Raw genomic sequence first — 13,020 nt, forward strand, 5'->3', positions numbered from 1 at the left:
ATCAGTCGTCCGGCTGTTCCGCGGAGACGGAGAGGTCTCCGACGAAGGACGGAAGCGCGGGGCCCAGTTCCTCCGAGCGCACCAGCACCTCGGCCTCCACGTGAAGGTCGGCCCCTTCCGCCAGCACGGGCTGACGCCGCGGCGGGCCGCGCGTGACGAGCTTGCTGAACTCGTCGAAGTCCTTGTCCTGGAGCCGCGCGAAGGCATCGAAGGGCGCCACCGCGCCCACCTTCCCCAGCGCGCCGGTGAGCGCGGCCTCGTGGTTGCGCAGGTCCACCAGCACGGCCCCCGGCACCCGGCCACTGCGGAAGAGCACGCGCACATCCTTGCCCTTGGGCACGTGCGCCAGAGGGACGAGCGCCGCCTCCGCGCCCTTGGCCTCCAGCATCTTCAGCGCGGACTCCACGTTCGGCACGGGGGCCAGCTTGAAGTGCTTCTGGGCGTCCAGGTCGCCACCGAGCACGACGTGGGTGACGAACTTCGGGTCCGCCGGGCCCGCGCCCTTCACGTGCGCCAGGCGCTTGCCGGCGAGGTCCTTCACCACGCCGCGCTGCAACGCGACAATGGCCCAGCGCTGCTGCGTGTCACCCGCGCGTGAGGCCCAGGCCACCGGCTTCGCCTTCGCGCCCAGTTGCACCGCGGCCCACGCATCCACCACCGCGAAGTCCACCATCCCGCCCGCCACCGCGCGGGAGAAGTCCTCGTAGCGGCCGAAGCTCTTGGCGGCCACGGGCGTGTCCAGGGTCTCCGACAGCCGGGCGGCCAGGGCCTCCGCGTACTCGAAGCGCTCCTGGCCATCCGCGAGCGTGGTGGCGAGGAACACCCCCAACGTGGCCTTCTTCGGCGCCGCGAGCGCGGTGCTGGCCGTCAGGGTGCAGGCCAGCACGAGGCCAGCCAGGAGGAAGCGAGGTGACGTCTTCATGGGGTCTCCTCCACGGTGGCGTCCGCGGGCGCGCCCGAGGCGGGCTCGGCCAGGCCGTGCAGACTCTGCAGGCGTTCCTTCCACTCACGCACCTGCGCCATGCGCGGGCCGCTGCCGCCGGCCAGGTAGCGGCGCCAGGCCTCCACGGCCTCTCCCGCGTCCTTGCGGCGCTCCTGCGCGTCGATGCCCAGGTTGAGCGCGGCGACCGGCACGCTCGACTCCAGCCGACGCCACGTCTCCACGGCGTCCGTCGTGCGGCCCTTGCGCCAGTCGACGCAGGCCAGGTTGTGCTGCACCTGCGTGTCGTCCGGGCTGCCGGCGAGCGCGGCCTTGAAGGCCTTCTCCGCCACCTTCATGTTGCCGGCGTTGTACGCCTGGGACGCCTCGCGCCGGTGGAGCGCGCCCGTCATCGCCGTCAGCCACTTGGGCTGTCCGGGCATCGGCTTCTTCGCCGCCGCGGTCAGCTGCTTGCGCGCGGCGGGCACCTGCCCCTTCTTGTAGAGCACGAAGGCGGTGGCCAGCGCGCGAGTGTTGGGCCAGGCCCAGGGCTGCGTGGACGCGAGGGCCTTGGCGATGGCCGCGCTCGCCTCCGCGTGGCGCCCGGACTCCGCGCGCGCCAGGCCGCGGACGAACTGGGCCAGCCGCACCAGCTCCTTGCGGTTGCCCGTGCCCAGCTTGTCCACCAGGTCCAAATCCCGCTCGGCGGCGTCGGCGTCTCCGGCCTCCAGGCGAACCAGCGCCCGGCGCACCAGCACGCGCGGAAGGTTGGCGCCCGCCACCTGCGCCGCGGCGCGCGACGGGCCCACCGCGGTGAGGCGCTGCACCGCCGCGTCCACCTGCCCCAGCTCCACCTCGGCCAGCGCGGCGCCGACGGAGGCCTCCGCCTGTTCGTCGGGCTCCTCCGTCTGGGTGGCCGCGCGGTTGAAGGCCTCCAGCGCCGCCTGGGCGTCGTTCGTGGCCAGCCGCGCGTACCCCAGCAGCAGGCTGTCACGCCACGCGGCGCCGGGCAGCATCACGCCCTGCTCCATCACCTTGCGCGCGTCCGCGTAGGCGCGCGTCTCCAGCAGCGCGGCGCCCAGCCGGCGGGCCATGGGCGCGCCCCGGTCCAAGTCATACGCGCGGCGCAAGTCCCGGACGGCGTCCTCCAGCCGTCCCGTGCCCGCCCTGTCCCGCGCCCGGTGCGCCAGGGCCCGGGCCAGCCACTGCTTCGCCCCGGCGTGTTCCGGCTCCACCTGCAGCGCGTTGGCGTAGTCCTCGATGGCCTGGTCCCACTGGCCGGTGGCGAAGTGGTCCGCGCCCAGCAGCACGTAGCCCAGGGCCTGACGCGGCGCCATCTCCACCACGCGCCGGTGCACCTCCACCGCGCGCTGGAAGCGGCCCGCGCGCCGGTTCACCGAGCCCAGGTTGGCCCACAGCTCCAGGCTGTTGGCGCCCGAGCGCACCGCGCCCTCCAGGAACTGGATGGCCTCCTCGTGCCGGCCCTGTGCCTGGAGCGCCTTGCCCACCGCCATCTGCCCCAGCACCAGGCCCGGCTGGAGTTGGAGCACCTTGCGGTACTCCGCCTCCGCGGCGGCCGCGTTCTTCTGGGCGAAGCGCACGTCACCCAGCAGCAGGTGCGCGGCGGGCGAGCTGCCCAGCTTCACCACCGCCTGGGCCTGCGCGTCCGCCTTCGCGACGTCCCCCGCGCCCAGGTACAGGCGGGCCAGCTTCTCGCGCGCATCGCCCGCCTGCGGGAAGCGCGTGGTGACGCCCTCCAGCAGCGTGCGCGCCTCCACCACCCGGCCCTCCAGCTCCAGCACCTGCGCCAGGCCCAGTTGCACCGACGGCGACTCTGGCCGGCCCGCCTGCGCCTGCTGGAAGGACGCGCGCGCCGCCGCGGCATCCCCGCGCAGCACGTGGGCGCGGCCCAGCAGCTCGTGAATCTGGAAGTCGTTGGGCGCCAGGGCCTGCGGACGCAGCGCCAGGTAGCGCTTCAGCCGCGTGGCCGCCGCGTCTCCCTGCTGGACGTAGAGGTAGTAGCTGGCCAGGTAGTAATGGACGATGAGGTGTTCGGCCTTGTCGGCCGTGGCCACCTGCTCCATCAGCGGCACGGCCTCCGGGAAGCGGCGCAGCTTGAAGTACGCCACGCTCACCGGATAGGCCAGGGGCAGCTCGGAGGGGTTCGCCGTCAGCACCGGCTGCACCCGGTCCACGGTGCGCTGCCAGTCGTTGAGCGCGTTGGCGCTGGCGCCCAGGCCGGCGGCGGCGGCCACGGAGCCAGGCTCGGCGGTCAGCGCTTGTTCGAAGAGGGCCAGGGCCTTGCGGTACTTCTCCTCGGCCTCCTTCTTGTCACCCGAGGCGCTGGCGGCGCTGGCGGCCACCTGCGCCGCCTCGCCGTCCCGCACCAGCCGCTGGGATTCGGACATGGGCGGCGGGCGGTACTGCGCCAGCGCGGGCGGGCCGCACAGGGTGGTCAGCAGCGCGAGGGCCGGCGTGAGACGGCGCGACCGAGGGTGTCGTGGGGAGCGTCGCATGCGTGTGGAGTCCCGGAAGGAAGTCAGGCGGCGGGGCTGAACTCGGCCACGACGACGGTGATGTCGTCCCGCTGCGGCTGGCCGGCGCTGAAGGCTCGAGCGTCCGCCAGCACCGCGTCACGCAGCGCCTCCGCGGACAGGTGGGCGTGCGCTTGGACCGCGGCGGCCAGACGCTGGGTGCCGTAGAGCTTGCCCGCGTTGTCGCGCGCCTCGGTGAGGCCGTCCGTGTACCAGACCACCACGTCCCCTGGCCGCAGCTGGGCCTGGCGCGAGGTGAACTGCGATTCGACGGAGGCGCCCAGCAGCGGGCCGCGCGCGGGCAGCGATGCAATCTGACCGCTGCGCTTGTTGAACACCAGCGGGCTGGGGTGCGCGCCCGCCGCGTAGTCGATGTAGCCGTTGGACACGTCGATGACGGCCAGCGCGCTGGACATCTGGTGCTCACCGCGGCCCACGTTGGCCAGCGTCACGTTGAGGGCGGTGATGAGCATCTGCGCGTTGACCTGCGACGGCTCGCGCAGCGTCATCGCCGAGGCGAAGCCACTGGTGGCGCTGGTGGCCACCAGCGACGTGGACAGGCCGTGGCCCGTCACGTCGCCAATGCCAATGACGATGCGCCGGTCATCCAGGGCGGCCCGGAACCACCAGTCGCCGCCGCACGCATCCGCGGTGACGACCAGGCCGGCGATGCGCAGCGGCCCCACCTGCACGCCCTCGCGCCCCGGCAGCAGCGTCTCCTGCACGGTGCGCGCGAGCGACACCTCGCGCTCCAGCTGCGCCTTGGCGCGCACGTCCTCCAGCAGCACCTTGATGCGCTCGGCCATGTGGTTGAACACCACGCCCAGCGTCACCACCTCGCGGCCCGCGCCCTGCGCCGTTCCCGCCCGTGCGCTCAGGTTGCCGGCGGCAAGCTGCATCACCTTGCCGGTCAGCATGCCCAGCGGCCGGGTGATGCGCCGGCTCTGGTAGGCCACCAGCACGCCCGCCAGCACCACGAAGCCCAGCCCCAGCCCCAGCATGCGCAGCGTGGTGGCGCGCACCGTGGCGCGCTTGTCCTGCTCCAGCGACGCCAGCTGCTGCTGCAGCCCGCCCAGCGAGTAGCTGATGACGACCAGCCCCTTGCCGCTGCTGGAGCCGTAGTCGATGGGCTCCTGGATTTCGGAGATGGGCTGCCCCCGGTAGAAGGCGCTCACCAGCCGGCGCTCGGCGCGGCGGACCGGCGCGGCGTCCTCCTTGTCCTCGCTGGCGCCTTCGCTGTCCGCCATCCGGACCCCGTCCGGGTCGAAAATCTGCACCCGGAGGATGTTGGGGTTCGTCTTGACGATGGAGCCCGCCACCTCTTCGAGGAAGGCGTAGTTGTTGTCGCGCAGGTTTGTGGCGGAGGTGAGCGCGATGGTCTGCCCCACCGTCTGGCCCAGCTCGCGCGCCTGCTCCTGGATGCGATCCTTGGAGACGAGCGCCGTCTCCTCGAACTGGGACTTGGTGGAGGCCACCGACAGCGCCGCCAGCAAGCCCACGATGAGCACCACCAGGACGCCGGTGGTGAGCAGGAGAATCTGGTCCAGCCGCAGGCCCTTGATCTGGGCCACGTTGGGCAGCTCGCCCGCCTCCAGTGGCGCGATGAGGGTGCGGGTGCCACCCTCCGCCAGCCCCAACGGGCCCGTCAGGCGCGTGGCGGTGGACTCCCGCGCGCCGGTGACTTCCTGGGTGCCTGTCCGCTCGGACGGCGGGAGCGCGGCGTCATCCGGGGACTCGTCGGACGCGGGCGCGGACTTCAGTCGCGTATTCGTACTGGACAAGGGCGGGCCGGGGTGGGGACGCGCTGGGGGAGCGCGGGGGAAACAGGGGTGTTTCGAGACTCTATCTCACTTCTCGTGCTTCGCGAGGCCCTGTCCCCACATCCACGCCGCGCCGGGGAAGACGCCACGGCCGGCATGTCACTGAAGCCATGTCATGCCAATGTCATGGCCCTATTGGAACCCCGCGTCATTCATCCGGGGTACGCCGCGCCCCTCCCCCTTCACCGGGCGCGATGCGGGTGTGCCCGTTACAGTCGGATGTCCATGCGGCCCCACTTCCACGTGGCCGGCTTTCCCGTCCGGCTCCATCCGCTCTTCTTCCTCGTCGCGTTGATGACGGGCTGGACGCTCATCTCCGAGCCCGCTCGGCTCGCGTTGTGGGTGGGCATCGTCTTCGTGTCCGTGCTCCTCCATGAACTGGGGCATGCGCTGGCCTTCCGCCGCTACGGCTGTCCCGCTCGAATCGAGCTGCACGGCATGGGCGGCACCACCCAGACCCACGACGCCGCGCACCTCACTCACCCGCAGTCGGCCTTCGTGAGCTTCGCCGGGCCGGGCATCGGCTTCCTGGCGGGCGGGCTCGTCTGGGGCCTGTCGCAGCTCGTTCCGCTGGGTGAGCCGGGCGGACTGGCGGACCAGGGCGTGCGGCAGTTCCTGTGGGTCAACATCGGCTGGGGGCTCTTCAACCTGCTGCCCATGCAGCCACTGGACGGTGGCCATCTGCTGGCGGACCTGGTGCGCGCCCGCAGCGGCTACCGCCACGAACGGGTGGTGCTTGGCATTGGCATCGCCACGGCGGTGGTGGTGCTGGGACTGGCCATCTGGTCGAAGCAGGTCTGGCTGGGAATGTTCGCGATGATGCTGGGAATGATGAACGTCGAGCAGCTCCGCCGGACGCCGAAAGTGCGCCCCGCCGAGCCGCGGTTCGCCGCCCCCCGCGTCGTCCGCAAGCCCCGGACTGCACCGGCGGGCGCCATCTCCATCGAGGGGCTGATGGACGAGCTGCGGGGAACGCCTCTCCCCCCGGACGCGGCTGCCGCGGATGATGACCTGGAGGGCCCTCACGACCCGGCCCTGGTGGGCGAGATGCTCCTGGACAGCGGGCTGCCAGAGCTGGCCGTGGGCTCGCTCCAATCCGCCTTCACGCAGGCGCCCCTGCCGCGCACCGGCCATGCCCTGGTGCTGGCGCTGCTGCACACCGGGCGGCTCCAGGAGCTGGCCTCGCTGCTGGACAGCTCGCACGCCCGGCAACTGTCCGAGGACACCCTGGCCCTCATTTCCGAGCACGCCGGGACGGCCAGCGAGGCCACACTCACCGAGCGAGTTACCGCGCTGCGGCACGGGCGGACTCCTGCCACGGATGAGCCCCGCTGATTGCCGCGCCGCGCCAGAAGGTGCTCTCCGCCTGACGTCCCGGCAGGCGGCCCATCAACTGCCTTGAGCGGGAGGCACCCATCCGGGTTATAGGGGCGTCCCCTCCAGCCAGAGGAAGGTCGCGCGTGTCTCGTCCCCGACTCATCAAAGAATCCTCAGAAGCGTCCGCGCCGCTCGAGCGGGAGCTCCTGGTCCGCATCCATGACCTCATGGTGAAGACGCGCGTCCTCGAGGAGCGCCTCATCCAGATGTACAAGCAGGGCCATGGGTACTTCTGGATTGGCGGCCCCGGCGAGGAGGCGTTCAACGTCTCCCTGGGCCTGCTCATGAAGAAGGGCCAGGGCCCCGACTTCGACTATCTGCATGCGCACTACCGGCAGTCCGGCACCCTGCTCGCGCTGGGTGAGGAGCCCATCGGCTCCCTGCGGCAGATGAAGAACACGGCCACGGACCCGTATTCGGGCGGCCGCAACTTCGCGGGCCACTACTCCGCCCGGAAGTACAACGTGGCGCCGGTGTCCTCACCCATCGAGGTCCAGTACGCCATCGCCCCGGGCACGGCCATGGTGCAGAAGCGCCACGGCGGTGACGGCATCACCATCGTCACCGGTGGCGACGCTGGCACGGCCGAGGGCGATTTCGCCTCGTGCCTGGTGTGGAGCAGCCGCCCCGCCAACCCGCTGCCCATCCTCATCATCGTCACCAACAACAAGTGGGGCATCTCCACGGCGGCGGAGGGCCAGCACGGCGAGCAGCGCATCAGCGACCGCGGCAAGGCCTTTGGCATCCGCAGCAAGACCATCAACGGCAACGACGCCGTGGAGGCCTACACCGAGCTGCGCGAGGCCATGGCCTACGTGCGCACGGAGCGCAAGCCCTTCCTCCTGGAGGCCAACGTGTCGCGCCTCTACGGCCATTCGTCCGCCTCCGGTGCCAACTACGTGGGCAACGAGGTCGACTGCCTCAAGGACTTCGAGGCGAAGCTGGAGAAGGACGGCGTCCTGACGCGAGAGCAGATGGACGCCCTGCGCAACAACTACACCGAGGAGATGGCCGCCGCCGCCCGACTGGTGCGCGACGAGCCACAGCCCGACCCGGAATCCATCTGGAAGCACATCTACGCGGAGGACAAGTAACCCATGGCGAACATGGCACAGGCCATCCGCATGGCCCTGCACTACGCCGAGGAGCACCTGGGCGTCACCGACATCTTCGGCGAGGACGTGGGCGCCCCCCTGGGCGGCGTCTTCACCTGCACGCAGGGTCTGAAGACGACGTGGAACTCTCCCCTGGACGAGCGCGGCATCATCGGCGCGGCCATGGGCATCGCCATGGCCGGCGGACGGCCGGTGGCGGAGATCCAGTTCTGCGACTACGTCTACAACACCATCGACCTGCTGAAGCTGGCGGGCAACACCAGCTGGTCCACGTTCGGTGACTGGAACCTGCCCATGGTGGTGCGCACGCCGGTGGGCAGCGGCATCCGCGGGTCCATCTACCACTCGCACTCGTTCGACGCGACGATGACCCACATCGCCGGGTGGAAGGTGGTCATGCCCTCCACGCCGCTGGACGCGTACGGGCTGCTCATCACCGCGTGCCAGGAGAAGAACCCCGTCATGTTCCTGGAGCCCAAGGCGCTCCTGCGCGTGAAGGGCGAGGAGCGGATTCCGGGCGAGCCGGATGATGAGCGCGCGCTGTCGAAGCTGATCGACGCGCCGCTGGGAGACCGCTCCCAGTGGAAGCCGCAGTGGCCCGCGGGCCTGGAGGCGTACGCGGTGCCCTTCGGCAAGGGCAAGATCGTGCGCGAGGGCACGCAGCTCACCGTGGTGAGCTACGGCCGCACCCTGCCCCTGTGCGCGAAGGCCGCGGAGACGCTGGCCGCGGACGGCATCAGCGCGGAGGTCATCGACCTGCGCTCGCTGTGGCCGTACGACTGGGAGCTCATCAAGGCCTCCGTCCAGAAGACGGGCCGCGTCCTCTTCGTCAACGAGGACACCGAGGTGACGAACTTCGGAGAGCACCTGGTGCGCCGCACGGTGGAGGAGCTGTTCTACTCGCTGCTGGCGCCGCCCCGGCTGCTGGCCGGCAAGTTCCTGCCGGGCATCGGCCTGGCGGACGCGCTGGAGATGGCGTCGGTGCCGCAGTTGGGTGACATCACCACCGCCATCCGCTCGCTCGCGGGCGAGCAGCCGTAAGAGCGACACCCACAGTCCCCTGCTCGTGAGTCCCTTGTCTCACGGGAGAAGCACCCCGGGCCGCCATTCCTCTTTGGAGGGATGGCGGCCCATTCGTTAGACTCCGAAGGCTTTGTCACAGCCAATCGTCCGGACAGTCACTCCCGTCGCTGGTGCCGATGCGCCGGCCTTCCGTATTCGTCGCGCCCGCCGGGGTGACGCTGAAGCCATGGCGTCACTCCTCAAGGAGCTGGGCTACCCCCAGGGGACGGACCAGCAGACGGTCCACTGGGTCGTCAGCCATCCGGAGATTGAAATCTTCGTGGCCGGCGACCCGCAGGACCGGCCCGTGGGCATGGTGTCCTTCTCCCACCGTCCCCAGCTCCGGCTGCGCGGGCGCGTGGCCACCATCGACGAGTTGGTGGTGACGGAGACCTGGCGCCGCCGCGGCGTGGGCCGCGCGCTCATCCGGCAGATTCTGGAGCGCTGCAAGGTGCTGAGCGCGAAGCAGCTCCAGCTCGTCTCGCCCATGACGACGACGCCGGAGACGCGCAACTTCTACACCGCGTGTGGGTTCTCCGAACTCGACTCGGGCGTGTTCCGCCACGTCGATACGGAGTCCCAGCGCTAGGGAAGCGCCGGGGCTTGCCCCCGGCTGCTACCGCTTGATGCTGTCCACCACGCGCTGAAGCCGGGCCCGGTCCTCGTCGCTCAGGTCCGTGAAGCGCACGCCAATGGCCTCGGCCTCGTCGCGCACCCAGGCGATGACGCCGGTGAGGTGGAACTCCTCGCCTTCAATCGCCATGGACAGCCGGACGTGGGAGCCCACGTCGTAGGACTTCCGCGTCAGCAGGCACAGGCCGCCCGCGGAGATGTTGATGGAATACGCACGCAGCGCCCGCGCCGCGTCCTGCGTCTGGTTGAAGCGAACCTCGAACCGCGCCGCCACACGCTCATCCGCCCGCCGGTTCGCGTATGCGGCTGGATCCCCGTTCTCCATGTCATCCGCCGTCTTGGTTGTCATACGCACCCGATAGCCCCCACGTTCGACGCTACTGGCGAACACCACGCTGCTTCCCACACCCACAGTTCCACAGGGTGACGCGCCGGGCCAACCTCGAGGTCCCGGGCGTCCGCCAAGTGTCCGCTGCTTTCCACGCCTGATTCAAGGGGCCCCCTCTATCGAATTCGGGTGCCTATGTCCTCGGTGACTTCCCCGGGAGAGCTCTGGAATGCGTGTGGACCGCCTCTATGTGTTGACTGGAACCCTGGCTTTGGCCCTCTGGGCCGCCGCCTGCAACGGCGGCAACGGGCCGGGCTCTGGCGGCAAGAGGGACGCGGGCACGGATGGAGGCGGAACGCCCACCGTGGACGGTGGCGGGACGGACGCGGGCGGCGGCGGGCGGGACTTCGCCTGCAACGTGGCGCGGCAGGAGGGCTGTGCCGACGGCCAGGACTGCTACTTCGCGGACCTGGCGGACGGCGGCACCGGCAGCCGCTGCTTCGAAGCGGAGTGCGACGTGGTGGCCCAGGACTGCGCCCAGGGCCAGCGCTGCACGTATGCGATGGAGAATGGCGTCACCCAGCGGCGCTGCGTGGCCCCGGGCACCGCGGACGAAGGCGCGCCCTGCACGCTGGCTCCCAGTGACGGGGGCCTGGCCTACGACACCTGCCGGCAGGGATTGTTCTGCCGCGAGGCACCTGACGGCGCAGGAAGTGGCTTCACCTGCCAGCGCCTGTGCCATGCCACGACCCAATGTGGGAACGCGAGCGAGTGCAACACCGTGCTCCGCCTGGAAGGCACCGACGAGCTGCCGCTGGTCTGCGGCCCGCCGTCCACGGCGTGCAACCCCTTTGGCGAGGACTGCGATGCTCCACTCAGCTGCTACCCGTCCACGTCCGGTCCGCTGTGCGCGGGCAGCGGCAATCGGACGGAGGGGCAGTTGTGCGACTTCAGCAATCAATGCGCGCCGGGAAGCGCGTGTGTGAATGCGGGAGGCGGCCTCACCTGCCGTCCGCTCTGTCAGCCCGGTGGCACGCCCGCTTGCTCTACGGGCAGCTGCCGGGCGTTGGATAGCAACCCAGGCGTGGGGGCTTGCGTCCCCTAGACAGCAGGCCGGTCGCTGTGGCGGGCGGCCAGGCAGACGAGGCTTCGGAGGCGGAGGGTTCCCAGACGGCCGGCTGGCAGGGCACGGTGTGGTGTGCATCCTGCAAAGCCGGGAGGAATGGGAATGGGAACGAAGCCGGGGTGGCGGAGGGTCGTCGTGTTCGCGAGCAGCGCGCTGCTGGCGTGTGCTGGCGGCGTGGCGGACTCACCCGACGGGGACCTGCCGCCAGACGACGACAACCGCACTTCCACGATGGAGCAGAACGCGCCGGACGCGTCACTGGAAGTCGCGCCCGTGTTGGTGCTGAACGACGGGCGGCAGGTGCAGGCCGTGCCGCCCTTCGCGCCGTCGGCGACTTCGTTCCAACCGGGCTTCCATCAAGCGCTCCGCGCGTCTCACTCAGCGGGAAGCGTGACGACCTTCCGCATGCGCGTGCCAGTGGCGCGCGACGGCGGGCGCATCCGCGTGACGTTCCGCGCGGGCGACGGAAGCATGACGCTGGTGCGCGCCACCGTGGCCCAGGCGGGCGCCAATGGAGCGCTGGTGTCCACGCCGGTGAAGCTCACCTTCGATGGCGCGGAGGGCTTCACCGTGGACGCGCGCTCGCGGAAGACGTCGGACCCGGTGGACTTCCCGGTGGCGTTCCGGGACGAGCTGGCCATCACCTTCGAGGCCCGTGGCGCGCTGGCGGCCAGCGCCATCAGCGCCTTCCCAGGCAGCTTCGCGCGCGCGGGGAACCATGCGCTCGTGACGGGCGCGCTGGGCGGCACCCTGTTCGACCGCGCCGTCGGCGTGGCCACCGTCGACGTAGAAGGCCCCACGGGCCGCGCCTTCGTGGCCATCGGAGACAGCATCACCGAGGGCTACGTCGACACGAAGAACGACACGCGCAACGCCTGGCCCGCCAAGGTGGAGGCCGAGCTGGGCGTGCCCGTGGTGAACGCGGGCGTGAGTGGCCAGGGATTCTACGACGCGCTGGCGCTGCTCGACGGCGAGGTGCTGGCGCTCCGGGGCATCACCGACTGCATCGTCCTGCTGGGCACCAACGACCTGGGCGACAAGGACTCCCTGTCCGTCATCCAGGCGCGGATGAACACGATGCTGGGCCGGCTCGCGCCGTTCTGCCGCACCTGGGTCAGCACCCTGCTGCCCAAGGAGAAGTCGAACTACGCGCCCTACGAAGTGGTGAAGACCCAGCGGCTGGAGCTCAACACGTGGCTCCGCGGCGGCGGCGCCGGCCCGGAGCTCATCGACCTGGAGGCGGTGACGCGCCAGCCAGCGAACGTGCACCTGTTCCTCGACGGGCTGGAGGTGGACGGCATCCACCCCAGCGTCGAAGGCCACCGGGTGATGGCGGACGAAGTCACGCGCGTGCTGCGCGAAGAGGGCGGCCTCTAGCCGCGCCCCCGCGCTCAACCCTGGCGCGAGCCGAGCACGCCGTGGAGCACCAGCAGCTCCGCGAGCCCCGGCGGCGCCAGAATCCAGTCGTCCTCCGTGGGCACCCAGCGCACCGGGGCCCCGGCCCCCTCCAGCAGGCTGTTCACCTGGAGGAGCAGCGGCTCGAAGGTGGAGACGGGGGCCTCGCGGCTCCCCTCCGGGGCCGACACCTCGTGTCCACCGGGCTCCAGGCGGAAGGCGGCGCGGCCTGACTGGGGCGTCACCTCGAAGCCGGGCAGGTACGGCTGCATGGCGGCCTGGAGCCGCTCCAAGAGTGCGCCGTCCTCGTAGGGGTGGGACAGCTCCCAGTCGAAGAAGGTGGGCAGCTGCGCGAGCAGCTCCTGGTGCAGCGGGTTGGCGCGGCTCTGCCGCCAGTGGTGCTCGGCCAGGTCATAGGCCGTGGCGGGCACGCGCAGCTCGTACTTCTCCAACTTCGCGAGCAGCTCGCCCATCCGCTCCACCAGGTCCGCGGGCGGCTCGGCGCGGGACACCCAGCCCCAGTCCGCCACCGACTGCCCGCGCCGCTGGCCCTCCACCCGGTCCCCTTGACGCAGCTGGAGCTGCGGCTCCGGGGCCTCCTCTTCCGGGTACAGCCCCGCGTGCAGGAGCGGCCCGCCCGATTCGGGCCGCAGCCGCGCGAAGCGGTGCGCCGGGTTGACCTCCACCACGCTGAACGTCTCCCTGGCCATC

Annotated in this window: 11 protein-coding genes; 6 read left to right on the forward strand and 5 right to left on the reverse strand. The window is 71.0% G+C overall.

Annotation, left to right across the window (positions count from 1 at the left end; translation table 11 throughout):
• Position 1 precedes the first annotated feature (1 nt).
• The 3 genes from BHS09_RS23050 to BHS09_RS23060 are packed head-to-tail and all read right to left on the reverse strand — an operon-like array spanning position 2 to position 5,234.
• Positions 2-922, reverse strand: coding sequence for a PhnD/SsuA/transferrin family substrate-binding protein (locus BHS09_RS23050; protein ID WP_140793273.1), 921 nt, complete (start codon positions 920-922; stop codon positions 2-4).
• Complete coding sequence (locus tag BHS09_RS23055; RefSeq protein WP_140799022.1) at positions 919-3,435, reverse strand: tetratricopeptide repeat protein; 2,517 nt, start codon at positions 3,433-3,435, stop codon at positions 919-921. The genes BHS09_RS23050 and BHS09_RS23055 overlap by 4 nt, the downstream gene beginning before the upstream one ends.
• Positions 3,436-3,458: 23 nt before the next feature.
• Positions 3,459-5,234: a PP2C family protein-serine/threonine phosphatase gene (locus BHS09_RS23060; protein WP_140799024.1), complete on the reverse strand. Its 1,776-nt coding sequence runs from the start codon at positions 5,232-5,234 to the stop codon at positions 3,459-3,461.
• A gap of 264 nt (positions 5,235-5,498) precedes the next feature.
• Here BHS09_RS23060 and BHS09_RS23065 point away from each other — a divergent pair, with 264 nt between their 5' ends.
• From BHS09_RS23065 to BHS09_RS23080, 4 genes are all read left to right on the forward strand, one after another.
• Positions 5,499-6,608 (forward strand): M50 family metallopeptidase, encoded by a 1,110-nt coding sequence (locus BHS09_RS23065; RefSeq protein ID WP_237079782.1) that lies wholly within the window; start codon positions 5,499-5,501, stop codon positions 6,606-6,608.
• Between the two features lie 125 nt (positions 6,609-6,733).
• Positions 6,734-7,744: a thiamine pyrophosphate-dependent dehydrogenase E1 component subunit alpha gene (locus BHS09_RS23070; protein WP_140793281.1), complete on the forward strand. Its 1,011-nt coding sequence runs from the start codon at positions 6,734-6,736 to the stop codon at positions 7,742-7,744.
• Positions 7,745-7,747: 3 nt separating this feature from the next.
• Complete coding sequence (locus BHS09_RS23075) at positions 7,748-8,806, forward strand: alpha-ketoacid dehydrogenase subunit beta (RefSeq protein ID WP_140793283.1); 1,059 nt, start codon at positions 7,748-7,750, stop codon at positions 8,804-8,806.
• 208 nt (positions 8,807-9,014) lie between these two features.
• The gene (locus BHS09_RS23080) at positions 9,015-9,416 is read left to right on the forward strand and encodes a GNAT family N-acetyltransferase (protein ID WP_237077359.1); all 402 of its coding nucleotides are present in this window, start codon (positions 9,015-9,017) and stop codon (positions 9,414-9,416) included.
• 27 nt (positions 9,417-9,443) lie between these two features.
• Here BHS09_RS23080 and BHS09_RS23085 read toward each other — a convergent pair whose 3' ends face one another.
• On the reverse strand, positions 9,444-9,809 hold the full coding sequence (locus tag BHS09_RS23085) for a TIGR02266 family protein (protein WP_237077360.1): 366 nt from the start codon (positions 9,807-9,809) through the stop codon (positions 9,444-9,446).
• A 208-nt stretch (positions 9,810-10,017) separates the two neighbouring features.
• Between BHS09_RS23085 and BHS09_RS23090 the strand changes: the two genes are divergently transcribed.
• Together BHS09_RS23090 and BHS09_RS23095 are read left to right on the forward strand one after the other, a co-directional pair.
• Entirely contained in the window at positions 10,018-10,893 is an 876-nt protein-coding gene (locus BHS09_RS23090; RefSeq protein WP_140799026.1) for a hypothetical protein, read from the forward strand.
• Positions 10,894-11,016: 123 nt separating this feature from the next.
• Positions 11,017-12,291: an SGNH/GDSL hydrolase family protein gene (locus BHS09_RS23095; protein ID WP_140799027.1), complete on the forward strand. Its 1,275-nt coding sequence runs from the start codon at positions 11,017-11,019 to the stop codon at positions 12,289-12,291.
• A gap of 14 nt (positions 12,292-12,305) precedes the next feature.
• Here BHS09_RS23095 and BHS09_RS23100 read toward each other — a convergent pair whose 3' ends face one another.
• The gene (locus BHS09_RS23100; RefSeq protein ID WP_140799029.1) at positions 12,306-13,019 is read right to left on the reverse strand and encodes a hypothetical protein; all 714 of its coding nucleotides are present in this window, start codon (positions 13,017-13,019) and stop codon (positions 12,306-12,308) included.
• Between the last annotated feature and the right edge of the window lies 1 nt (position 13,020).

The sequence above is a fragment of the Myxococcus xanthus genome (assembly GCF_006402735.1).
Lineage (GTDB): Bacteria > Myxococcota > Myxococcia > Myxococcales > Myxococcaceae > Myxococcus > Myxococcus xanthus_A.